Origin of the sequence: Candidatus Pantoea bituminis (genome assembly GCF_018842675.1) — a bacterium.
GTDB lineage: Bacteria > Pseudomonadota > Gammaproteobacteria > Enterobacterales > Enterobacteriaceae > Pantoea > Pantoea phytostimulans.
Genome location: NZ_JAGTWO010000004.1, coordinates 1,183,884 through 1,207,543, shown reverse-complemented (window position 1 = coordinate 1,207,543; position 23,660 = coordinate 1,183,884). Strand labels below are relative to the sequence as shown.

Annotated in this window: 16 protein-coding genes and 5 pseudogenes; 12 read left to right on the top strand and 9 right to left on the bottom strand. The window is 52.0% G+C overall.

The window, feature by feature from the left end:
- Positions 1-44 precede the first annotated feature (44 nt).
- Positions 45-890, top strand: coding sequence for a deoxyribonuclease IV (gene nfo / locus KQP84_RS09340; RefSeq protein WP_215846186.1), 846 nt, complete (start codon positions 45-47; stop codon positions 888-890).
- Positions 891-948: 58 nt separating this feature from the next.
- Here nfo and fruA read toward each other — a convergent pair.
- The 4 genes and pseudogenes from fruA to KQP84_RS09320 form a co-directional block, all read right to left on the bottom strand.
- A pseudogene (fruA, locus tag KQP84_RS09335) lies at positions 949-2,645 on the bottom strand (PTS fructose transporter subunit IIBC).
- A gap of 16 nt (positions 2,646-2,661) precedes the next feature.
- Positions 2,662-3,600 carry a 1-phosphofructokinase gene (gene fruK / locus KQP84_RS09330; RefSeq protein WP_215846185.1) on the bottom strand — a complete coding sequence of 313 codons (939 nt, stop codon included), beginning with the start codon at positions 3,598-3,600 and terminating at the stop codon, positions 2,662-2,664.
- Positions 3,597-4,725 (bottom strand): annotated as a pseudogene (gene fruB, locus KQP84_RS09325) (fused PTS fructose transporter subunit IIA/HPr protein). Before fruB ends, fruK begins: the two are co-directional and overlap by 4 nt.
- 273 nt (positions 4,726-4,998) lie before the next feature.
- A complete protein-coding gene (locus KQP84_RS09320; protein WP_215846183.1) occupies positions 4,999-5,253 on the bottom strand; it encodes a YkgJ family cysteine cluster protein in 255 nt (84 codons plus the stop codon).
- 163 nt (positions 5,254-5,416) lie between these two features.
- On the opposite strand from KQP84_RS09320, the gene yeiP reads away from it, so the two are divergent.
- From yeiP to yejF, 9 genes and pseudogenes are all read left to right on the top strand, one after another.
- Entirely contained in the window at positions 5,417-5,989 is a 573-nt protein-coding gene (gene yeiP, locus KQP84_RS09315) for an elongation factor P-like protein YeiP (protein ID WP_215846182.1), read from the top strand.
- 81 nt (positions 5,990-6,070) lie between these two features.
- Positions 6,071-7,048, top strand: a complete 978-nt coding sequence (locus KQP84_RS09310) for a CobW family GTP-binding protein (RefSeq protein ID WP_215846180.1) — start codon at positions 6,071-6,073, stop codon at positions 7,046-7,048.
- Positions 7,049-7,092: 44 nt separating this feature from the next.
- Entirely contained in the window at positions 7,093-7,800 is a 708-nt protein-coding gene (locus KQP84_RS09305; RefSeq protein WP_215846179.1) for a phosphatase PAP2 family protein, read from the top strand.
- A 516-nt stretch (positions 7,801-8,316) separates the two neighbouring features.
- Complete coding sequence (gene mepS, locus KQP84_RS09300; protein WP_215846177.1) at positions 8,317-8,892, top strand: bifunctional murein DD-endopeptidase/murein LD-carboxypeptidase; 576 nt, start codon at positions 8,317-8,319, stop codon at positions 8,890-8,892.
- Positions 8,893-9,114: 222 nt separating this feature from the next.
- Positions 9,115-10,677: a cyclic di-3',5'-guanosine monophosphate phosphodiesterase PdeN gene (pdeN, locus tag KQP84_RS09295; protein ID WP_215846175.1), complete on the top strand. Its 1,563-nt coding sequence runs from the start codon at positions 9,115-9,117 to the stop codon at positions 10,675-10,677.
- A gap of 65 nt (positions 10,678-10,742) precedes the next feature.
- Positions 10,743-12,548, top strand: a complete 1,806-nt coding sequence (locus KQP84_RS09290; protein ID WP_215848238.1) for an extracellular solute-binding protein — start codon at positions 10,743-10,745, stop codon at positions 12,546-12,548.
- 11 nt (positions 12,549-12,559) lie between these two features.
- Complete coding sequence (locus KQP84_RS09285; protein WP_215846173.1) at positions 12,560-13,651, top strand: microcin C ABC transporter permease YejB; 1,092 nt, start codon at positions 12,560-12,562, stop codon at positions 13,649-13,651.
- Positions 13,651-14,672 (top strand): annotated as a pseudogene (locus KQP84_RS09280) (ABC transporter permease). The gene KQP84_RS09285 and the pseudogene KQP84_RS09280 overlap by 1 nt, the downstream one beginning before the upstream one ends.
- On the top strand, positions 14,673-16,277 hold the full coding sequence (gene yejF / locus KQP84_RS09275) for a microcin C ABC transporter ATP-binding protein YejF (RefSeq protein ID WP_215846172.1): 1,605 nt from the start codon (positions 14,673-14,675) through the stop codon (positions 16,275-16,277).
- Between the two features lie 13 nt (positions 16,278-16,290).
- Here the strand turns inward: yejF and KQP84_RS09270 are convergent, their stop codons facing one another.
- The 3 genes and pseudogenes from KQP84_RS09270 to rsuA all read right to left on the bottom strand — a co-directional run bounded on the left by KQP84_RS09270 (position 16,291) and on the right by rsuA (position 18,859).
- Positions 16,291-16,611, bottom strand: a complete 321-nt coding sequence (locus KQP84_RS09270) for a YejG family protein (protein ID WP_215846171.1) — start codon at positions 16,609-16,611, stop codon at positions 16,291-16,293.
- A gap of 324 nt (positions 16,612-16,935) precedes the next feature.
- Positions 16,936-18,117, bottom strand: a pseudogene (locus KQP84_RS09265) (Bcr/CflA family multidrug efflux MFS transporter); the annotation flags it as partial.
- A gap of 22 nt (positions 18,118-18,139) precedes the next feature.
- Positions 18,140-18,859: a 16S rRNA pseudouridine(516) synthase RsuA gene (gene rsuA / locus KQP84_RS09260; protein WP_215846169.1), complete on the bottom strand. Its 720-nt coding sequence runs from the start codon at positions 18,857-18,859 to the stop codon at positions 18,140-18,142.
- Positions 18,860-19,014: 155 nt separating this feature from the next.
- On the opposite strand from rsuA, the gene radD reads away from it, so the two are divergent.
- Together radD and rplY are read left to right on the top strand one after the other, a co-directional pair.
- On the top strand, positions 19,015-20,769 hold the full coding sequence (gene radD / locus KQP84_RS09255) for a DNA repair helicase RadD (RefSeq protein WP_215846168.1): 1,755 nt from the start codon (positions 19,015-19,017) through the stop codon (positions 20,767-20,769).
- Positions 20,770-20,891: 122 nt separating this feature from the next.
- Positions 20,892-21,176, top strand: coding sequence for a 50S ribosomal protein L25 (gene rplY / locus KQP84_RS09250; protein WP_215846167.1), 285 nt, complete (start codon positions 20,892-20,894; stop codon positions 21,174-21,176).
- A gap of 85 nt (positions 21,177-21,261) precedes the next feature.
- Here the strand turns inward: rplY and KQP84_RS09245 are convergent, their stop codons facing one another.
- Positions 21,262-22,350 (bottom strand): tartrate dehydrogenase, encoded by a 1,089-nt coding sequence (locus tag KQP84_RS09245; protein WP_215846166.1) that lies wholly within the window; start codon positions 22,348-22,350, stop codon positions 21,262-21,264.
- Positions 22,351-22,368: 18 nt separating this feature from the next.
- A pseudogene (locus tag KQP84_RS09240) lies at positions 22,369-23,630 on the bottom strand (MFS transporter).
- Positions 23,631-23,660: the final 30 nt, after the last annotated feature.

Here is a 23,660-nt window from a genome sequence, read left to right as displayed (position 1 = left end):
TATCATGCCGGTTCATCTGTGCATAGCCACTTCAGGAGAACGGCATGAAATATATCGGCGCACACGTCAGCGCGTCTGGCGGTGTGGACCAGGCAGTGATTCGCGCTCATGAGCTTGAAGCCACCGCCTTCGCTCTGTTTACCAAGAATCAGCGTCAGTGGAAAGCGGCTCCCCTTTCCACTGAGGTGATCGATGCTTTTCGCGCCGCCTGTGAAAAATACAATTACGGCCCGCAGCAAATCCTGCCTCACGACAGCTTCCTGATTAACCTGGGGCATCCAGTGATGGATGCGTTGGAAAAGTCACGCGACGCGTTTTTGGATGAGATGCAGCGAGCAGATCAGTTAGGACTGACCTTACTTAATTTCCATCCGGGCAGCCATTTGCAGCAGATTGAAGAGGAAGCCTGCCTGAAGCGCATCGCGGAATCGGTCAATATTGCGCTGGATAAAAGCCAAAACGTGACAGCGGTGATTGAAAATACCGCAGGGCAAGGTAGCAATTTGGGCTTCCGCTTTGAGCATTTGGCCACCATCATCGAGCATGTTGAAGACAAATCGCGTGTTGGCGTTTGTATTGATACCTGTCACGCCTTTGCGGGTGGCTACGATTTGCGCACTGAAGAGGACTGCGTTGCCACCTTCGCTGAATTTGAGCGCATCGTTGGCTTTAAGTATCTGCGCGGCATGCACCTGAACGATGCGAAAAGTGCTTTCGGCAGCCGGGTAGACCGTCACAACAGCCTTGGCGAAGGCAACATCGGTAAAACCGTGTTTAGCTGGTTAATGAAAGATTCGCGTTTCGATGGCATTCCACTGATTCTGGAAACCATCAATCCTGATATCTGGAAAGATGAAATTGCCTGGCTGAAGGCGCAGCAGCAAGCTTGAATAAAAAAGGGAGCCAACCGGCTCCCTTTCATTTTTGCTGATGCATTTCCGCAGAAAATTAGGCTTTCACCAACTCTTCTTCTGAACGTTTCAATACTGCATAACTCAGGCCCGCGATTGCCGTACCAATCACAATCGCCAGCAGATAACCCAACACCGGGGTAATCGCGCCAGGAATCAACAGCACGAACAGGCCACCGTGCGGTGCCATCAGTTTGGCGCCAATTGCCATGGAGATAGCACCGGTCACCGCGCCGCCGACAATGCAGCATGGCAGGACGCGCATGGGATCACGTGCCGCAAACGGGATCGCACCTTCAGAGATAAAGCACAATCCAAGAACCAGCGCCGCTTTGCCGCCTTCCTGCTGACCTTTGTTGAACTTGCGTCGTGCAACCAGCGTGGCTAAACCCATCGCCAGCGGTGGAACCATACCGGCTGCCATAATGGCGGCCATTGGCGCATAGGTTTGTGAACTCAACAAACCCACACCAAAGGCATACGCCACTTTGTTCACCGGGCCGCCCATATCGGTACACATCATGCCGCCAAGGATCGCGCCCAACAGGACCGCATTCGCAGTGCCCATATTTGCTAACCAGGTTGTCAAGCCGCTCATAATACCAGCAACCGGTTTACCGACCACATAGATCATCAGCAGGCCGGTAATCAAGCTCGCAAACAGCGGGATGATCAATATTGGTTTCAACGCTTCCATACTTTGTGGCAGCTTGACTTTGCTGCTGATCAGTTTGGCAGCATAACCGGCAATAAAGCCCGCGATGATTCCGCCAAGGAAACCGGCGTTGATGCTGGTCGCCAGCATGCCGCCAATCAAGCCTGGCGTCAGACCCGGACGGTCAGCGATAGAGAAGGCGATGAAACCTGCCAACACCGGCACCATTAAGGCGAAGGCGCTACCGCCGCCAATCTGCATCAAGGCCGCCGCCAGCGTGCCCTGCTCTTTAAACGCGGTGATACCAAAGGCGAAAGAGAGCGCAATGCTCAAACCGCCCGCGACCACCATCGGCAGCATGTAGGAAACGCCGGTTAACAGGTGACGATACGCGCCTGCGCCACCCTCTTTTTGTCTTCCTGACTGTTACTACCCTGCGCACCAGAAGGTTTATACGGTTTCGCTTCGACTTCTGCTTTATCCAGCTCTTGTGCCGTTTTCTTTAACGCTAAACCGGTTGATGTGCGGTACATCGGCTTACCGGCAAATTTCGCCAGATCGACTTCAATATCAGCGGCGACGATCACCAGATCGGCTGCGGCCACTTCTTCTGGCGTGATGGCGTTGCCCGCACCCACTGAACCGCGGGTTTCAACTTTTACCCACCAGCCGCGTTTAGTGGCTTCAGACTGGATTGCTTCGGCTGCCATAAAGGTATGCGCGACGCCCGTCGGACAAGCGGTTACCGCTACGATACGTTTTTGACCGCCAGCCTGCGCAGTGGTAGCAGGTGCCGCCACTTCCGCTGTCGCCTGCCAACTTTTGGCTTCGGCTTTTGCCCGGCTAAGGAATTGTTCTGGCTCACGTACAGCTTGCTGCACATCGCCCAGCCAGACAGATTTGCCGTTCAGCGCCGCGTCATTCGGAATTTCATGACCGATGACGATCGCCAGTTCAGCCTCTGCCGGGTTTTCAGTGATTGTCAGACCCGCCTGCGCCGCCGCGGCGGTAAGGCGCTGTTTTGCCATGTAAGCGGAAGCCAGACCCAGTGAAGGATCTTTTATCAGCAGCGTTTTCATTATCGCTCTCCTGCTGTTAGTTAACGGGTTTTAAGTCGACGCGCGCCATCATTGCGGCCAACTGAGTACGATCGGTTATGCCTACGTTACTCTGGCTGACGGCCATTGCCGCCACAGCTGTCGCAAGACGCAGTGTGTGTTCACTGGATTCACGCATCAGCAAACCATAAATCAAGCCGCCGACCATGGAATCGCCTGCGCCTACCGTGCTGACAACGTCACACACTGGCGGTTTAGCCAGCCATTCACCTGAAGCATTGACCCACAGTGCACCTTCAGCCCCCAGAGAAATGACGACATGCGCAATGCCCTGCTCGCGCAGTTCGTGTGCAGCACCAATCACATCCTGCAGCGTAGGCAGTTTGCGACCCGCCCAAATTTCCAGCTCGCGACGGTTTGGTTTGACCAACCATGGCGCCGCTTTCAAGCCTGCTACCAGCGCTTCACGGCTGCTGTCGAAAATGATGCACGGACAAAGGGTACGTAAGTCACTCATCCATTGGGTAAACGCTGCGGGATCAACGCCTTCTGGCAGGCTGCCGCTAACGCAGACCATATCAAACTGACCGAGCCAGGTTAGCGAGTCGCTGGTGAAGCGATCCCAGTCCTGTGAAGTCACGTTAAATCCTGAAAAGTTCAGGTCAGTTACATCACCGGTTTGCTCAGTGAGTTTCACGTTGATGCGCGTTCGGCCTGGCACGACCTGAAAGCGGTTAGCGATGCCCAACTCGCTGAATAACTGCTGGAAACCATCCTGATTTTCTTTACCCAGAAAGCCACCGACGGTCACATCAATGCCGAGATCTTTCAGTACTTTCGCGACGTTGATGCCTTTACCCGCCGCGTGCAAACCGGTGGTTTTTACCAGGTTGACTTCACCGCGTTCGATCTCTGGTGTATAGCCGACTAAATCGTAAGCGGGATTTAGCGTAATGGTTGCTACGCGTCTGCTCATGCTGCCCCCTCGCCTAAACCGCTGGTGATCGCTTCTTCAATGGCGGTTAGCGCTTGTTGTGCATCTTCGCCGCTGGCAGTAAAGCGCAGGCGGTGGCCTTTTTCACGCCAAGTGCCACAACCTTCATCAGACTACGGCCATTAGCTGGCTTACCGCTGCCATCAAGGTTAGTCACGGTAATGTCGCTATTAAATTGTTTGATCACGCTAACCAGCGCGGTGCCCGGACGCGCGTGCAGACCATGTTCGTTACGGATAGTAAATTCGGCGGTTAAGACTTCTGCCTGCTCATCGACTTCACTGGTCAGCAACGCGTAAACGCCAGCGGCATCTGCTTTGATTAAACGATCGGCTTTGTTGTTCAGCAGCAGCGTGCTGAGATAGCCCAGCACCTCCAGCGGACGATCGTCAGTGGCTGCCACACTCACCAGCATGGCAACCTGCTCGCCCTGATGGTCAAACGGCGTTGCCGCACGGCTTACTGCTACACCGCTGCGCACATTACCGCTGGCGCTGTCGCTCAGCCAGATGCCTTGACCAAGGCTTAACGGCGCAGCAGAAATTACGTTGGCAACGTAGCTCGCATCCACCACACCCGCAGCCTGTAAACGTCCGGCGTTAAGCGCCTGCAACGTGATTAAATCTTTTGCTGCCACATCGATGCTGATTAATGAGGTGTCAAAACTGAATTCAGCAGCTTGTTTCTCCCCATTAACAGCGCACGCAACTCTTCAGCCGAGGCGGTTTTTAGCTGATCGGCAATGCTGTCATCGCTTAATACATGGGTGAGTTGACGCAGCAGCGCCAGGTGTTCGTCAGACTTCGCAGCGATACCAATAGCGACATAGGCGGTTTGATCTTCGCCCCAGGCGATACCCTGCGGAAACTGAAATACCTGCACGCCCGTTTTTAACACTAAGTCACGCGTGTCGGTGGTGCCGTGTGGTATGGCGATGCCATTACCGAGAAAAGTAGAGGTTTGCTGTTCACGCGCCAGCATGCCGTTAACGTAGCCCTCTGCGACGTTTCCGGCAGCGGTCAGCGCCGCAGCAACCTGACGAATAGCGTCTTCTTTGTTTTGCGCGCTGGCCCCGGTGTGGATAGCCTGCAATTCGAGCTGGAACATAATTCTCCTCGCTTGCTGAAATTGAATCGTTTCAGCTTGATGGCAAAAATAGACGCTGCCCACTACGAAGATGGTTTCGCAGACAACGCTGAAACGTTTCAAGGATTCTGGTACAGCGCATTCAAGCAGGCAAGAAAATGCGCAAACGGCGTAGCATATTTTTGAAGCCACGCACATTTCACAGTCTAATGAGGATTTTATTGAGGGTGTAGCTGACGCCCTGCTGTAAACGCAACGCGTTTAATCTTTGAAGAATCAGCAAACTTCAGCAAATTAGGGCGCGGTGTCGGTTTCCAGTTGCACCAGATAAAGCATCGCTTCGTGGCGCGAATTGCCGCACATTTCGCGATCGGGCTGTAAACCCGCGCACACTGCTGGGCGTAAAGGCGAACCAAAAAGCTTGCAGCGCAAATCGTCATCAAGCTGAACACAGGGCGTGTTCGCGGGTTTGCCATTGGGCATGCCGGGAATAGGTGAAGAGATGGAGGGCGCCGTACAACAGGCACCGCACTGACTACGGCATTGCATGATGCACTCCAGCAGAGAATTTCGCCGCGACAATAGCAGCCCAGTTCGCTTTTTGCCATCCTTCTCTCAGCGTCCATAAAAATACCTGCGCGGCATATTGCCTGTTTTCACCGGCGCGAGTAACGTGTCGCGCAATTCAATCTCAGAGAAAGCGAGAACTGCAATGCCAAAAGCCAATGAAATCAAAAAAGGGATGGCGGTGACCCATAATGGAAAGCTGCTGCTGGTTAAAGATATTGATGTTCAAAGCCCAAGCGCGCGCGGTGCGGCCACGCTGTATAAAATGCGTTTCACCGATGTTCGTACCGGAATGAAAGTGGAAGAGCGCTTTAAAGGTGACGATCTGATTGAAGCGATTTCACTTAGCCGCCGTAGCGTGACCTTCTCTTATATAGACGGCGATGAGTATGTCTTTATGGATGACGAAGATTACACGCCTTATACCTTTAAAAAAGAGCAAATCGAAGAGGAGCTGCTGTTTATTCCAGAAGGCGGCATTCCTGGCATTCATGTGCTGACAATGGAGGGTCAGTTGCTGGCATTAGAGTTGCCACAAACCGTTGACATGGAAATTGTTGATACATCGCCGGGCATTAAAGGAGCCTCTGCCAGTGCACGCACCAAACCGGCAGGAATGAGCACCGGTCTGGCGATTCAGGTGCCGGAATACCTCAGCAATGGCGACCGTATCCGCATTCATATCGCTGAACGCCGTTACATGGGGCGTGCTGACTAAATCACGCCACGATTCTCGCCAGGTGACAATGTTATAAGATAACATCTTTAGCCTGGCGATTTTGTTATCGGAGCTTTTAGCATGACACGCGTTAACCTCCTTACCGGCTTTTTAGGCAGCGGCAAAACCACCACTTTGCTGCATTTGCTGGCCAATAAACCTGAAAATGAAAATTGGGCGGTGCTGGTTAATGAATTCGGTGAGATTGGCATTGATGGCGCGCTGTTAGCTAATCGTGGTGCGACGCTGAAGGAGATTCCTGGCGGCTGCATGTGTTGCGTAAACGGCTTGCCAATGCAGGTTGGCCTCAACATGTTATTAAAGCAGAACAAGCCGGATCGCTTACTGATAGAACCCACCGGTTTAGGCCATCCTCGCCAGCTGTTATCCATGCTGAGCGCAGAGGTTTATCAACCCTGGCTGCAACTTAACGCCACAATTACCCTGCTTGATGCGCGTCAACTTGGGGATGCGCGAGTGGTTGCAAACGAGAATTTTCGCGATCAGCTGGTGGCTGCCGATATTATTGTGGGAAACAAAAGCGACCGTTGGCATGAGAGCGATCGCCTGGCATTGCAACGCTGGCAGGAACAATTTCTTCAAGGTCGCCCGTTTGTGACGACGCAATTCGGTCAAATACCCCTCACATTATTAGACACGCCTCGCGGTTCACCTCGCCCTATTCCTCAACCAGAACATCACCATCACGCCCCGGCTCCCGCCAGCGGTATCGCTGCGCTGCGCCTGGAGGGCCAGTCACGCTGGCGTCGCGCCCTTAATGAAGGCCAAGGCTACGCTGCCTGCGGCTGGATTTTTGATAGCGAAACGGTTTTCGATACCATTCCGCTGCTGGAATGGGCACGTTTAGCGCCGATTGATCGGGTTAAAGGTGTGCTGCGAATTGCCGATGGTACGGTGAGCATTAACCGGCAAGGCGAAGATCTGCATATCGAAACGTATGCTTCCGCGCCTGTTGATAGCCGGGTGGAAATGATCCATTCACAGTCATCTAACTGGAATGAACTACAATCCGCATTGTTGAAGTGTCGTTTACGCTAACCAGGTTAGGTTCTGCGGTTATTTTTTAAATCATGAGTTGGACTATGCACGCTACTCGTCTTGTTACGATCCTTTTGCTTAACGCACTGGGTGTTGTGTTGTTTTTGTCGTGGTATTTACCGCCTGAACATGGTTTTTGGTTCGGCGTGGATAAAACGATATTTTTTACTTTTAACGATCAGATGGTTGCGCATCCTGGATTTGCCTTACTGGTGGCAATCACCAATTTTCGTGGCTTTGATCTTGTGTCGTTACTGGCGATGGGATTGCTCTATCTGTCGTTCTGGCGTCGCGAGACACCGCAAGGTCGCCGCAAGCTATTGGCAATTGGCATCACCATGCTACTCACAGCGGTTATCCTGAATCAGCTTGGTCATTTAATACCGGTGCAACATGCCAGCCCAACGCTGTTTTTTGACAATGTACATCGCGTCAGTGAGTTGACGGGCATTCCAGCTAAAGATGCATCGAAAAATAGTTTCCCTGGCGACCACGGCATGATGCTCATTATCTTTGCCTGCTTCATGTGGCGTTATTTTGGTTCGCGCGCCTTTCTCATCGCCGCAGCTATCGTGATTATATTTTCATTGCCACGCGTGATGGCCGGTGCACATTGGTTTACCGATGTGGCGGTGGGCTCACTTTCGGTGGTATTGGTCGGGCTGAGCTGGTGGTTATTAACGCCGGCCAGTGATGCAGTAGTGAATTGGTTTTATCGAAAACTACCGGGCAAATATAAGCCACAGGTGTAATTGATTAGCGCGGGCGATAAACGGCAATTATTTGTACCGCCCGCGCTTATTAAAAACTTAAATATATTATTAGCAAGCTAACCAAAAAAGAGTAAAACAAAAAAGTTATGTCCTTTTTAGTGGCTAAATCTTCTGTCAATTCCCCTGTCCAGCGTAAAAACTCTTAAAATCCCAGCTAGACCGCGAATTAGCGCCAGTTTAACGCGCTGTTCCCTCCATTATTTCCTGATAATTGCTGATAAAGTAGGCACTCTGTTACAGATTGATTCATATCAAAAAAACCTATAAGAATTTGATTAAAAGCACTCGCCACGGCCTCTGTAATCGGTTAACCTCAGTCGCAGTGAGGCAACAGCAGCAGAAAATTCGGCCTTTTTTTACTGTGAAATTGTGGTCATTAACACAATTTAGTAATTAAGGAATTGTCTTAGGCTGATTCGCTTATTAATCTCATTCCGTTTTGTCATCTGGCTAGCGACAATCTTGTCGTAAGGACATCGAAGGAAAACCCGAATAATGGTCAAGTCTCAACCAATTCTGAGATATATTTGGCGGATCGTGCCCGCAATGGCGCTGGCAACTCTGCTCTCAGCTTGTAGTAGTACGTATGATGGACATAACGCGAATAACGAGAATCATGAAGTTAACAACCAGAATGGTTTTTTACTTCAAGCGTCTCAGGATGAATTTGAAGAAATGGTGCGCAACGTCGATGTTAAGACGCGCATCATGGATCAATATGCCGTCTGGAAAGGTGTGCGTTACCGTCTTGGTGGTGATACCAAACGGGGTATTGATTGCTCCGCCTTTGTTCAGCGCACCTTCCGCGAACAGTTTGGCTTAGATTTACCGCGCTCAACTTCAGAGCAGCAAGATACCGGCAGAGAGATTTCTCGCACCAAGTTGCGTCCAGGCGATCTTGTCCTGTTCCGCGCAGGTTCTACGGGTCGTCATGTGGGTATCTATCTCGGTAACGACAATTTCGTTCATGCTTCCACCAGCAGTGGTGTGATGATCTCAAATCTGAACGATAATTACTGGAAGAAGCGCTACCGCGAAGGCCGTCGAGTATTAAGTCGTAACCCTACTTAACGCCTCGCTTCGAACACCTTCTCAGCCAGAGAAAATCTAACGCTGCTTTGCAGCGTTTTTTTCGTCTTTAAATGCTAAATCCTCCCTGTAAATGTAAAAAAAGTGATTGTTTATCAGAAGAATAACAAGACTTTGTCCGTCATCTCGTTATATTCTCATTCGCTTACATCAGAGCAGCTGTGTGCAGTTAAATAATAAAAACAGAATCAGAGGAAGCACCTCATGCCACTGTCAGCGGCGCTGATGCGCCATGCCACTTTTCCTCGTCGTATCGCCTGGAGTAGCGCGATTATCGGCGTTGTCTTCTTTGTTTTATTTACCTCAATATTATTAAATTTGACCTGGCATCATCGCGAAAAGCAGCACCACCAGTTATTAGTGAATAGCCGAGATGCACTGCAACATTCGTTGACGACCTTGATCGATAACACCCTCAATCCCCTTCTGCCTTTTAGTCATGCTAACTGCCACGCGATTAATCGTGAGTTAACATCGCGCGCAGCTTTTGCCGGTAATCTTCGCGCTATCTTGCTGGTCAAAGACGGCAATGCCTTTTGCTCATCTGCCACCGGCAGCTTTTTTCTGCCGCTGAATATTATCTCTGCACAGACCGATCCCGCGCGCGACACTGATTTGCAGTTATTAAGCGGCACACCATTGCAACCGTCCAAACCGGCTGTGGCTATCTGGCTGAAAAATCCCGGCAGCACGCAGTCAGGCGTGTTTGCCACGCTCAATTTAAGTTTGGAACCGTATCAGCTGCTGGCTTCGTATCATCCTGAGATTTCAGGCATGGCGCTGGAAGCACAAAACAGTGCCATCACCAGTTGGCAGCAGGTAGTCACTAAAAATGATGATTTGCCGCCTTCGCTGATGCAGCTTCAGTTATCCGGTTTTCCGCTGCAATTTGTTTTGTATGGCTCAACCTTGTCACGCAGCGATTACCAGATCATCTTTCTGAGTGGAACGCTGCTTTCGCTGCTGGTGGGCGGCGTCTGCTGGTTGCTGTTTTCGCTGTGTAAACAGCCGGGAAAAGAGATTCTGCAAGGGATTAAACGGGGTGAGTTCCATGTGGAATATCAGCCACTGATCACTTCCTATAACGGTCAGCCTTATGGCGCAGAAGCGTTGCTCCGCTGGACGCATCCTACCGAGGGCGCCATTCCGCCTGATGTGTTTATTAATTATGCTGAAACGCAAAATCTGATCATTCCGCTGACACGTCACCTGTTCCAGCTCGTTGCACGTGATGCACATCTGCTGAGCCGCCACGTTCCCGCCGGCACCATTATGGGACTGAATATTTCTCCGCTGCATCTGGCTTCCGAGACATTTCGCGATGACGTTCTGTGCTGGATGAAAGCCATGCCGGTCGATCATTTCAGCTACGTATTTGAAATTACTGAGCGCACCATTGTGCGTGATAAAAGCGCCGGTGAACTGTTTAGTTGGCTGCATCGTCAGGGCATCAAAATCGCCATAGATGATTTCGGCACCGGCCACAGCGCGCTGATCTATCTGGAAAGATATGCCTTCGATTATTTGAAAATTGATCGCGGTTTTGTGCAAAGCATCGGGACGGAAACCGTGACATCGCCTGTTTTGGACACCGTGTTGCAGTTGGCAAAGCAGCTGAAGATGAAAACGGTCGCAGAAGGGGTAGAAACCGGCGATCAGGCCGCCTGGCTGATCAATCGCGGCGTTACCCATCTGCAAGGCTACATCTTCAGCAGACCCTTGCGGCCTGAACCGTTAATCGACTACTTTGAGCTTCACAGCGCCTGACCTGCCGTTGGGATTAGGATACTGCTACGCTTTGTTGCTATCACCGACAAGAGAGCGCCATGCTTATACTGCTTCGCTTTTTAACCTTGCTGCTTTGCACTTTTATTGCCCCGCTATACGCGGCAACGATTCAGGAAAGTTATGCCATCGCCGATCTCGGTGAGCCAAAGTATGCCGTTAATTTCACGCATTACGATTACGTCAATTCCGCTGCGCCCAAAGGCGGTAAAATCACCATGGCGGTGGTAGGAACTTACGATAACTTCAATCGCTTCGCCTCGCGTGGCAATCCCGGCGTCAATACCGACACACTTTATGATCGCTTGTTCACCAACTCTGATGATGAACCCGGCAGCTATTATCCGCTGATTGCTGAATCCGCTCGCTATCCCAGCGATTTTAGCTGGATGGAAATCACCCTCAATCCACGCGCGCAATTCCAGGATGGTACGCCCATCACTGCCAATGATGTGGCTTTCACTTTTGGAAAGTTCATGAGCGAAGGCGTGCCGCAATTTCGTGTGGTTTACAGAGGCGTTAACGTGAAGGCGCTCAATCCTTTGACGGTGCGCATTGACCTGCCAAAACCAGACAGAGATTTATTGCTTGGCCTGATGACATTGCCCGTGATTTCACAAAAATTTTGGCAAGATAAAAAGTTTAACGAACCGCTGAGTCGCCCGCCGTTATCGAGCGGCCCTTACCGTGTCAGTAAGTGGAAATTGGGCCAATTTATTGAATACAGCCGGGTAAAAAATTACTGGGCAGCCAATCTGCCGGTGAATCGCGGACGCTTTAACTTTGATCAGATACGTTACGACTATTATCTCGACGATAACGTGGCCTTCGAGGCATTTAAAGCCGGTGCGTTTGATCTGCGCGAAGAGTCATCAGCCAAAAAGTGGGCTACGCAATATCGCGGGCGCAACTTCAGTAATCACCATATCGTCAAAGAGACCACGCCAAATACTGCCTCAACCGACACGCGCTGGCTGGCCTTCAACAATGAAAAGCCGCTGTTTAGCGATCGCCGGGTGCGACAGGCGCTGGGCTTAGCGTTTGATTTTGAATGGATGAACAAAGCACTGTTTTATGGCGCTTATCAGCGTGCCAGCAGCTATTTCCAGAATACGGAATATGCTGCCAGCGGTCTCCCCGATGCCGACCAACTGGCGCTGTTGGCGCCTTATAAAGCGCAATTGCCGCCTGAGTTGTTTACACAAAAATATGCCCCGCCCCATTCCGATGGCAGTGGTTACGATCGTGGTAATTTGTTGAAAGCGCTGAAGCTATTGAAAGAGGCGGGCTGGAGCATTAAAAACCAGCGCCTGATAAACGATAAAACGGGCCAACCCTTTACGGTTGAGTTGCTGCTGCGCGGCGGCACCAACAATGAGTGGGCGTTGCCGTTTCAGCACAGCTTGTCCCGCTTAGGGATCAGCTTGACGCTGCGTCAGATCGACAACTCGCAATATCTGCGTCGCTGGCGTGAAGGCGACTACGATATGATTTCTACCGCCTATTTAGCCATGCCAACGCCCTCCTCCAGCCTGCAAACCAGCTGGCAATCGGAATACATCGCCTCATCGTGGAATACCGCACGCGTAAAAGATCCCATTGTTGATCACTTCGTGAAAACGATTATGGCGCATCAGGGCGATGCCAAAGCGTTGTTACCGCTGGGCCAAGCGTTAGATCGCATTTTATTGTGGAATGCCTATATGATTCCGATGTGGTTCAATGCTGAACAGCGGCTAGCCTACTGGGATAAATATTCTCATCCTGCCATCAAACCCGCTTACAGCAACGGGCTCGATACGTGGTGGTATGACGTGAACAAAGCCGCACGTTTACCGGCTGATCAACGCTAAGGAGAACGCAGTTGGCGGCCTATTTCCTACGCAGGTTTTTACTGATCATTCCAACATTGTGGGCAATTATCACCCTCAATTTTTTTATTGTGCAGATAGCGCCCGGCGGTCCTGTTGATCAGGCGCTGGCAAATATTCAGTTTGGACAAACCACCGGATTACCAGGCGGCGGCGCAGATAACAGCGGCGCACGCGCCAGCCTCAATCATGTTAATCCTGGCGACAATCAATACCGTGGAGCACGCGGGCTTGACCCGGAAGTGATTGCTGAGATCAAACAGCGTTACGGCTTCGATAAGCCCTTATGGCAGCGCTACGTCGAGATGCTGTGGAACTATGTCCGCTTCGACTTTGGCGACAGCCTATTTCGCAGCGCATCGGTGCTGCATCTGATCAAAGAGAGTTTACCGGTCTCCATTAGCCTGGGATTATGGAGCACGTTGATTATCTATCTGGTTTCCATTCCGTTGGGCATCAAAAAAGCAGTACGCAACGGCAGCGCCTTTGATATCTGGAGCAGCACCTTTATCATCATCGGCTACTCCATTCCCGCTTTTCTGTTTGGCATCATGTTGATTGTGTTATTCGCTGGCGGCAGTTATCTCGACTGGTTTCCGTTGCGTGGATTAACCTCGCCGCAGTTTGATAGCTTACCGTGGTACAGCAAAGTGCTGGATTACCTTTGGCACATCAGCTTGCCGGTATTGGCGACGGTTATCGGTGGGTTTGCGACCTTAACCATGCTGACCAAAAACGCCTTTCTTGATGAGATTCGCAAGCAATATGTGGTCACGGCGCGCGCCAAAGGCGTGCCGGAACGGCGCATTCTTTACCATCACGTTTTTCGTAATGCGATGCTGCTGGTGATCGCCAGTTTCCCCGCCACCTTTATCAGTATGTTCTTCACCAGCTCGGTATTGATTGAAGTGATGTTCTCGCTGAACGGGCTGGGTTTACTGGGTTACGATGCCACCATTCAACGCGATTATCCGGTGATGTTTGGCACGCTATACATCTTTACTTTGATTGGCTTGCTGATGAATATTCTCAGTGATTTAACCTACACATTGGTCGATCCGCGTATCGATTTCGAGGGCCGCTGATGACATTATCTCCTATCAATCAGCAGCGCTGGCAGCGCTTTCGTGATAACCGGCGTGGCTATTGGTCACTGTGGGTTTTTCTCATCCTTTTTTGCTTTCACTCTGCGCCGAGCTGATCGCCAATGACAAACCTTTGGTCGTTCACTACCAGCATCGCTGGTATGCGCCGCTGTTTTTCAACTACAGCGAAACCGATTATGGTGGGGAGCTGGCCACCGCCGCCGATTATCAGGATCCCTGGCTACAGCAGCGCATTGCGCAGCAAGGTTGGGCAATATGGGCGCCGATACGTTTTAACGACAGCACCATTAATTATTCCAGCCAGGTTCCGTTTCCTTCTCCGCCATCCGGGCAAAACTGGCTTGGCACCGACGCCAACGGTGGCGATGTGCTGGCACGCTTATTATACGGCACGCGAATTTCGTTACTTTTTGGCTTGATGCTGACGCTGTTCTCCAGCGTGATCGGCATCGTGATTGGCGCAATACAAGGCTACTTTGGTGGCAAAATCGATCTGGTTGGGCAGCGCCTGATTGAAGTCTGGTCTGGCATGCCGTCGCTGTTCCTGCTGATTTTGCTTTCCAGCGTGATCCAGCCTGGCTTCTGGTGGCTGCTTTTGGTGACGGTGATTTTTGGTTGGATGAGCCTGGTCAGCGTGGTGCGGGCCGAATTCTTGCGAACGCGTAATTTCGATTATATCCGCGCGGCGCAAGCGCTGGGCGTTAGCGATGGACGCATTATGCTGCGCCACATTCTGCCCAATGCGATGGTGGCTACGCTGACTTTCCTGCCGTTTATTCTTTGCGGATCAATTACCACCCTGACTTCACTCGACTTTCTGGGTTTTGGGCTGCCAATCGGTTCACCCTCGCTGGGTGAGCTTTTGCTGCAAGGTAAAAATAACCTGCAAGCGCCATGGCTTGGCTTGTCGGGCTTTTTCTCGCTGGCGATCTTGTTGTCGCTACTGATTTTTATCGGCGAAGCGGTGCGCGACGCCTTTGATCCCAGCAAAGGAATCTAAATGACTTCGCCGCTGCTTGCTATTAATCATCTGTCTGTGGCATTCCGCCGGGGCGAAACGCTTCGTCCGGTGGTCAATGATGTTTCACTGCAAATCCACGCCGGTGAAACGCTGGCGCTGGTGGGGGAATCGGGTTCGGGTAAAAGCGTGACCGCGTTGTCGGTGATGCGCCTGCTGCACACCTCATCGGTTGCCTATCCCAGCGGAGAGATTTTGTTCGAAGGAAACGATCTGCTGCATGCCGAGGAACGTGTGCTGCGCGGTATTCGCGGTAATCAAATAGCGATGATTTTTCAGGAACCGATGGTGTCGCTTAACCCTTTGCACCACGTTGAAAAACAGCTGTATGAAGTGCTTTCGCTGCATCGCGGCATGCGGCGGGAAGCAGCACGAGCAGAAATTATCACCTGTCTCGATCGCGTTGGCATCCGTCAGCCCGCTTCGCGGCTTAATGATTTTCCGCATCAGCTTTCCGGCGGTGAGCGCCAGCGCGTCATGATTGCCATGGCTTTACTCACCCAGCCAAAACTGTTGATTGCCGATGAGCCCACCACAGCGCTGGATGTGACGGTGCAGGCGCAAATCCTTAATTTACTGCGTGAATTACAGCGCGAACTCAACATGGGCATGTTGTTCATTACCCATAACCTGCACATTGTGCGTCAACTGGCAGACAACGTCAGCGTGATGCGTCACGGCAGTGTGGTTGAGCACAATGGCTGCCAAACGCTGCTTAATCAGCCCCAACATCCCTACACACAACAGCTGTTGGCCGCCGAACCGGAAGGCCGTGCCCTGCCCCTTGCCAGCGACGCGCCCGTGATTTTGAAAGTGGAAAATCTGCGCGTGGCTTTCCCGCTGCGCCGCGGATTACTCAAGCGTCAGGTCGGTGAAAAGGTGGCATTACATAACCTCAGCTTTAGCCTGAAACGGGGTGAAAGTCTGGGGTTGGTTGGCGAATCGGGTTCCGGGAAAAGCACTACCGGGCTGGCGCTGTTGCGGCTGATTCAGGCACAAGGCGAAATTTGGTTCGATGGACACCCGCTGCATCATATGCCGCGCAAGCAGCTGTTGCCGCTGCGTCGGCGCATTCAGGTGGTGTTTCAGGATCCCAACTCTTCACTCAATCCCCGCATGTCGGTGCAGCAAATTATCGCTGAAGGATTAGCGGTGCATCATCCTGATCTCAGCGCTGTACAGCAGGAATCGCAGGTTATCGCAGTAATGGAAGAAGTTGGTTTGGAGGCCGAAAGCCGCCATCGTTATCCGGTTGAGTTTTCCGGTGGGCAGCGGCAACGCATTGCCATTGCGCGTGCGCTGGTGTTAGAACCGGATCTGATGGTGCTGGATGAACCCACATCCTCACTCGATCGCTCCGTGCAAAAGCAGATCCTGACGCTGCTGCGTCGTTTGCAGCAGCAACGTCAGTTGAGTTATCTGTTTATTAGTCATGATTTAGATGTGGTGCGCACGCTCTGCCATCAGCTGATTGTGCTGCGCCAGGGCGAGGTGATTGAACAGGGAGAATGCGAAAAACTGTTTGCTGCGCCGGGTGAAGCCTACACGCGTGAGCTGCTGGCTTCTGCACAGCTGAGTGCCGGTTAGCTTTACCTGTAAATTAGCGCCCGTGAAAGGTCTCAGCAATCGCAACACCCTGATTTTTTAAGCAACAGTTGGTGGCGCTTTCGTCGCTGCGTTGGATGAATAAACAAGGTTGCCCTTCGCACTCAGCGACTTTGCCATCGACCTGAATTGCGGCCAGTATCTCTTTTAGCTGATGCAAAATTTCCCAGGCAGGATGCCCATCGTGGCTGATTAGGCGTAGCGCAATAATATCCTGTTCATCTGTCACCCCATCATCAGCTTCGATGGCACTGTGATGATCGCTAACCCAGCGAAAACGCTGTGGCAGGCGATGCACAATCGAAAGTTGCAGCATAATTAGTTATGTCCCCCAGAGATCGACTCTCAATTCACGACGAATAGCGAGTAGCGCAGTGAATCCCTTTTCCCGGTCAAAACAGAATACGGACGTCAAGGCTTGTCTTCTCGTTTCAAAACACTGCATGTCGGAAATTTTATTTTTTGCGAGTGATCTCGCAATTTAGGCTATATGTACCGCGTTCAGCAGCACTTAACAATCATTTTAGACGCAATGCTATTACTTTTTTGGTTATATTTTTTCACATAAAAGAAACATCACACCCGATTCTGGGTGTGATGACGAAAGGGTTTGGTGCAGAACGAAACGGCTGTGCCTGGATCAGGCAGCAGCGCGTGGGCGGGAAGCGTAGAGAAACAGCAGAATAGAAATCGTAGAACACAATGCAATGGTGCCGACCATGGGCCAGGCGCTGGTAAAGCTCACCAGTGAAAGCAATGCACCCACTAACGCACCCACGCCAAAACGCAGCGTTCCCGCCAGCGAAGATGCCGTGCCAGCCATGTGCGGAAACTCATCCAAAATCACCGCCATGGCGTTTGATGAGACCATCGATACACAACCAATAAACATCGCTATGCCGAAAACCAGCGGTAAAAATCCCAGATTCAACGCGCTGGCGACCAGCAGCCAAACACCCATGCAGAACTGAATCAACAGCCCTAAACGAAACATCGCGACTGGACCGAAACGGCGCACGGCGCGGCTGTTAATCAGCGTCATCACAAACAGGAAAATCACGTTGAGGCCAAAATAGTAACCAAAGTTTTGCGGCGAGACGTGGTTAAGCTCGATATAAACAAAAGGCCCGGCATTAAGAAAAGTAAACAAGCCGGCAAATGAGAAGCCGCTCGACAACATATAACTGAACGCGCGTTTATGGCGAAACAACGTGACAAAATTGCCGAGCGTGGTGCGCAGGTTAAAGCGCTGCCGCTGTTCCGGTTTTAACGTTTCACGTATCTGGGTGGCCACCAGGACGGCGGTAATCACACCGGCGAAAGAAAGTGCCCAGAAAATGGCGTGCCAGTTCCAAATCAGCAGCAACCAACCGCCAACAATCGGAGCCACTAGCGGTGCGATGGTGGTGATCAACATGACAAACGACATCATGCGCGAAAAGTCCTCTTTCGAGTAACTGTCACGCATCAAGGCGTTAATCACCACACTGGCGGCGGCGGCAGATAAACCATGGAGAAAGCGCATGGCAATCAGCTGATCGATAGATTGCGACAGCGCACAGGCTGCCGCAGCGCAGGAAAAAATCAAGGTGCCCAAGGTGATCACCGGCTTGCGGCCAAAACTGTCGGCCAGCGGCCCGTACACCAGCTGCCCAATGGCAAAGCCGAGAATGTACAGATTCAGCGTCATTTGCACGCTACCCGCCGACACCGCAAATTCACGGGCGATCTGCGGCATTGCAGGCAGATACATATCAATCGATAACGGCATTAACATTGCCAATAAACCGAGGATAACCACTAATCCCACCGGTGAATTTTTTCCTTGCGCACAAAAACTCCCGCTATTTTTGTTTTAGTTCATCGGGCAAGCCGACGCTGGCAATCTCTTCTTCGGTCAGTGGACGGTATTCACCCGGCGCTAAATCCTCGCCCAGCGCTATCTCGCCAATCCGCTCACGATGTAATCCCACTACACGATTGCCGACTGCGGCAAACATGCGTTTGACCTGGTGATAACGTCCTTCACTGATGGTTAGCAGCACTTCAGTGGGAGTAATAATTTCTAACTGTGCAGGTTGCGTCAGATTCTTTTCACCATGCAGCTGTACGCCCGCCGTGAACTGCGCTTCCGTCTCATCGCTGATCGGTGCCTCCAGCGTTACGCGGTAAGTCTTATCACAATGGTGACGCGGTGAAGTGATACGGTGTGACCATTGTCCATCATCCGTCAATAACACTAAACCGGTGGTATCAATGTCCAGGCGGCCAGCTGCATGCAGCTTGAACGACATCGGTTCTTCAATGAAATAGAGAATGGTTGGATGATCGGGATCGTCGTTGGCGCAGACGTAGCCTTGCGGTTTATTCAGCATGAAATAGCGCGGGCCAGTCTGCATCTGCAGCACATTGCCGTCGAACTCTACCGCGTGATCGGGCAGCAGTTTGAACGCGGTGTCACGCACCACTTCACCGTTGACGGTCACTTTATGATTACGGATTTCACGTGCAGCGATGGCACGGCTGACTTCCAGTTGCTGAGAGATGAATTTATCGAGTCGCATGAATTCGTTTTGCCTGTTACTGCGGAGGGAAACTGAAACGGTGTTTTTAACCGTTGAAATTGTGCGGGAAGTATAGCCTGAACCGACGCTGCCTGACAGAGCGTTTGCTGCGCTTTCATGGCATAATTACGGCTGTTTTTATAAAAGTGATGAGCATGTCTTTTACCTTACGCCCTTATCAACAGGATGCGGTTAATGCCACCGTGGCGTATTTCCGTCGTCATAATCAACCCGCGGTGATTGTGTTACCTACCGGCGCGGGAAAAAGTCTGGTGATTGCGGAACTGGCGCGGCTGGCGCGTGGCCGGGTGTTAGTTCTGGCCCACGTTAAAGAGCTGGTGGCGCAGAACCATGCCAAATATCAGGCGTACGGCCTGGAAGCCGATATCTTCGCGGCGGGCCTGCAACGCAAAGAGAGTCAGCGCAAAGTGGTGTTTGGCAGCGTGCAATCGGTGGCACGTAACCTTGCTCAGTTCGACAGCGCCTTCTCGTTGGTCATTGTCGATGAGTGTCATCGCATTGGTGATGACAGCGGCAGCCAATATCAGCAAATTTTCACGCATCTGCGCCAACACAATCCCCAGCTGCGCCTGCTCGGCTTGACCGCCACGCCCTTCCGTCTTGGCAAAGGCTGGATTTATCATTTCCACTATCACGGCATGGTACGCGGCGATGAAAAAGCGCTGTTTCGTGACTGCATCTACGAATTACCGCTGCGTTACATGATCAAGCACCAGTTTTTAGTGCCGCCAGAGCGACTCGATATGCCGGTGGTGCAATACGACTTTAGCCGCCTGACTGCACAAGCCAATGGGTTATTCAGCGAGGCCGATCTGAATCGCGAATTGAAACAGCAACAGCGTGTGACCCCGCATATTATTCGTCAGATCGTCGAATTTGCTGAAGATCGCCTTGGCGTGATGATTTTCGCCTCAACCGTTGAGCACGCACGTGAGATCTTGCGTTTGCTGCCCGATAACAGCGCCTTAGTGTCGGCAGAAACACCGGCTAAAGAGCGTGATGCGCTAATCCTGGCGTTTAAAGCGCAGCAGCTGAAGTTTCTGGTGAACGTCGCAGTATTGACCACCGGTTTTGATGCACCGCATGTCGATTTGATTGCCATTCTGCGCCCGACCGAATCGGTGAGTCTATATCAGCAGATCGTCGGGCGCGGCTTGCGCCTGTCGCCGGGCAAAACCGACTGTTTGATTCTGGACTACGCTGGCAATCCCCACGATCTGTTTACGCCAGAAGTGGGCGCGCCCAAAGGGGCAAGCGATAATCAGCCGGTGCAGGTTTTCTGTCCGGCCTGCGGTTTTGCCAATACGTTTTGGGGTAAAACCACCGCTGATGGCATGATCATTGAACACTTTGGTCGCCGTTGTCAGGGCGTGCTGGAAGATGATGAGGGCGAACGTGAACAGTGCGATTATCGGTTTCGCTTTAAAAGTTGTCCTGACTGCGGAGCGGAAAATGACATTGCCGCACGTCGCTGCCATCAGTGCGACAAAATTCTGGTCGACCCTGACGACATGTTAAAAGCGGCGCTGAAGCTCAAGGATGCCTTGGTATTGCGCTGCGGCGGCATGACACTGGAACAAGGCCGCGATGACAAAGGCGAATGGCTGAAAGCCACCTATTTTGATGAAGACGGCACCAGCGTTAGCGAACGTTTTCGGCTGCAAAGCCCTGCGCAACGTAAAGCGTTTGAGCAGCTGTTTATGCGCCCGCATCAACGTGCGCCCGGCGTGCCGTTGGGTTGGCAAACCGCTGCGGATGTATTGGCTTTACAACCGCTGCTGCGTCATCCCGACTTCGTGGTGGCGCGCGCCAAAGGTCGTTTTTGGCAGATTCGTGAGAAGGTGTTTGATTATCAAGGCCGCTTTCGCCGCGCAAATGAACTGGGATAATCATTTGCCCGCCTTTGGCATAAGGGCTATAATGCCGCCCGCTTTTGCATGTGCATCAGCGATTTTGAATAACCCTCCTGTTGCTGGGTCGCCTGTAGCAGGAATCATAAAGAGAAATATCAATGTTCACTATCAATGCAGTAGAACGTAAAGAGCAGGGTAAGGGTGCGAGCCGCCGCCTGCGTACAGCGAACCGCTTCCCAGCTATCATTTATGGTGGTAATGAAGCCGCTGTTGCTATCGACCTGGATCACGATTCCGTAATGAACCAGCAGACCAAGCCTGGCTTCTACGACGAAGTCATCACTCTGGTTGTTGATGGTAAAGAAGTTAAAGTTAAAGTGCAGGCTGTTCAGCGTCACCCGTTCAAGCCAAAACTGCACCACATCGACTTCGTTCGCGCTTAATCGCCGAATGGGTTGAAAGTAGAGGGGCCGGTTGAGAAACCGGCCCTTTTATTTTGCCTGCAATCTTGCCGGGTTCGGTTAACGCTTACGCGATTTCTGCTACCTGCACCTTCGATTCAATAAATGCCACTACCGCCCGCGTCACATCCGCTGTTTTCGCCGTGCCGCCCACATCTGGCGTCAATATCCCTTTTGCACACACATTTTCGATCGCTTCCATAACCAGCGCTGCCGCATCATGTTCACCGAGATGCTGGAGCATCTGCACCGCAGTCCAGAAACTGGCAACCGGATTCGCCACGCCTTTGCCGGTGATATCAAAAGCTGAGCCGTGAATCGGTTCAAACATAGAAGGAAAACGTCGTTCAGGATCGATGTTCGCTGTTGGCGCGACGCCAAGGCTGCCCGCCAGCGCACCGGCCAGGTCAGAGAGAATGTCGGCGTGCAGATTGGTCGCGACAATGGTATCCAGGCTTTGCGGATGTAGCGTCATGCGGTGCGTCATCGCATCCACCAGCATTTTGTCCCACTTCACGTCAGGAAATTCCAGCGCCACTTCAGCCGCAATTTCATCCCACATCACCATGCCGTGTCGCTGCGCATTCGATTTGGTGACGACCGTCAGCAACTTGCGCGGACGCGACTGAGCCAGTTTAAAGGCATACCGCATAATACGGGTAACGCCAACGCGGGTAAAAATCGCGACTTCTGTTCCCACTTCCTCCGGCAAGCCTTTATGTGTCCGACCACCGTTACCCGAATATTCCCCTTCCGAGTTTTCACGCACAATCACCCAGTCGAGATCGCCAGGTCCGCAATGACGCAGCGGTGGCGTAATCCCCGGCAGAATTTTGGTTGGGCGCACGTTGGCATATTGATCAAAGCCCTGGCAAATCGGCAAACGCAGGCCCCATAACGTGATGTGATCGGGAACGTCTGGTGCGCCCACCGCACCAAAGTAAATGGCGTCAAATTTCTTCAGCGTTTGCAGCCCCTGTTCCGGCATCATCACGCCGTGCTGTTTATAGTAATCCGAACCCCAATCAAAGGTTTCAACGGCAAATTTCAAACCGCTGTTTTGACGCTCCAGAGCGCGCAGCACCTCAACGCCCGCAGAGATCACTTCAGGGCCGATACCGTCAGCAGGAATAGCAGCAATAGAATAAGTACGCATAGGATTCTCCAGAATCAATTAATGGGTTTTAGCATGAGGAGTTTTAGGATGAGCCAGCTCAGCCGCCTGCGGAGTTTTGCTATTGGCAGACAGCAGGAAAACGATCACAGCAGAGAGCGCCAGCAGACCGGCGACGAAATAGAGCCCCCACGTGTAGGCGCCAGTTTGCTGGCGAATAACGCCAATCATCATCGGTCCTACGAAGCCGCCCAGATTGCCGATGGAATTAATAGTGGCGATGCCTGCCGCCGCAGCCGGGCCTGAAAGAAACAGCGTTGGCATGCTCCACAGCGGCGGTTTTGAGCAACTGATCCCTACCGTGACCAGCGTTAAGGCCAGGATCACTGCCAGCAGCGAACTGACATTACCGGCGTAGATTAGCCCCGCCGCAGCCAGCAAACAGGCCCCTATCACGTGCCAACTGCGTTCACCGGTACGATCGGAGTGACGCGCCCAGAGGATCATCGCGATTACGCCGATCACCGCTGGAAACGCATTGAGAAAACCAATGTTCATCGACGACGCGCCGAAGGAGTGAATGATCTGAGGCGACCAAATGCCCAGCGTGTAAAGCCCGGCTGAAGTGCCGAAATAGACCAGCGCCAGCGCGAATACACGACGATCGGCCAGGCCGCGCCAAACGCTGCTGTGGCCCTGTTTTACTGCCCTCGCCTGCTCTTCAGCCTGCATAGTGTTCTGCAACCATGCGCGCTCTTCGTCAGTCAACCATTTGGCTTTCGCCGGACGATCGGTCAGAAAAAACAGCACCACAACGCCAAAGATCACCGCAGGAACGGCTTCCAACATGAACATCCACTGCCAGCCGGCATAACCCAGCAAGCCGTGCATTTCCAACAGCGCCGCCGAAAGCGGGGAACCCAAGGCCGTTGAGAGGGGAGCTGCCGCCATAAAAATGGCCGTGACCTGCGCACGGCGCGCTGCCGGAAACCAGAAACTAAGGTAAAGAATGATGCCGGGAAAAATCCAGCTTCGGCCACGCCCAGTAAAAAGCGCAAGATATAAAAACTGGTCGTGCCTTGCACAAAAGCCATGCAGGCCGAAACCAATCCCCATGTGATCATCACGCGGGCAATCCAAATACGTGCCCCGACTTTATGCAAAATAAGATTGGACGGTACTTCAAACAAAAAATAACCCAGAAAAAAGATACCTGCGCCCAAACCAAATACCGTTGGCGAAAAACCTAAATCCTGATTCATGGTTAACGCAGCAAAGCCAATATTTACGCGGTCAAGAAAAGCGATGAAATAAAGCAGCATAATGAAGGGCACAATGCGTAGAGTTACTTT

Bases quoted from the DNA above. Each gene is read 5' to 3' on its own strand.
- rplY (WP_215846167.1), top strand. From the start codon at position 20,892: ATGTTCACTATCAATGCAGTAGAACGTAAAGAGCAGGGTAAGGGTGCG.
- pdeN (WP_215846175.1), top strand. From the start codon at position 9,115: ATGCCACTGTCAGCGGCGCTGATGCGCCATGCCACTTTTCCTCGTCGT.
- mepS (WP_215846177.1), top strand. From the start codon at position 8,317: ATGGTCAAGTCTCAACCAATTCTGAGATATATTTGGCGGATCGTGCCC.
- KQP84_RS09305 (WP_215846179.1), top strand. From the start codon at position 7,093: ATGCACGCTACTCGTCTTGTTACGATCCTTTTGCTTAACGCACTGGGT.
- fruK (WP_215846185.1), bottom strand. From the start codon at position 3,600: ATGAGCAGACGCGTAGCAACCATTACGCTAAATCCCGCTTACGATTTA.
- radD (WP_215846168.1), top strand. From the start codon at position 19,015: ATGTCTTTTACCTTACGCCCTTATCAACAGGATGCGGTTAATGCCACC.
- rsuA (WP_215846169.1), bottom strand. From the start codon at position 18,859: ATGCGACTCGATAAATTCATCTCTCAGCAACTGGAAGTCAGCCGTGCC.
- yeiP (WP_215846182.1), top strand. From the start codon at position 5,417: ATGCCAAAAGCCAATGAAATCAAAAAAGGGATGGCGGTGACCCATAAT.
- KQP84_RS09320 (WP_215846183.1), bottom strand. From the start codon at position 5,253: ATGCAATGCCGTAGTCAGTGCGGTGCCTGTTGTACGGCGCCCTCCATC.
- KQP84_RS09270 (WP_215846171.1), bottom strand. From the start codon at position 16,611: ATGCTGCAACTTTCGATTGTGCATCGCCTGCCACAGCGTTTTCGCTGG.
- yejF (WP_215846172.1), top strand. From the start codon at position 14,673: ATGACTTCGCCGCTGCTTGCTATTAATCATCTGTCTGTGGCATTCCGC.
- nfo (WP_215846186.1), top strand. From the start codon at position 45: ATGAAATATATCGGCGCACACGTCAGCGCGTCTGGCGGTGTGGACCAG.
- KQP84_RS09310 (WP_215846180.1), top strand. From the start codon at position 6,071: ATGACACGCGTTAACCTCCTTACCGGCTTTTTAGGCAGCGGCAAAACC.
- KQP84_RS09245 (WP_215846166.1), bottom strand. From the start codon at position 22,350: ATGCGTACTTATTCTATTGCTGCTATTCCTGCTGACGGTATCGGCCCT.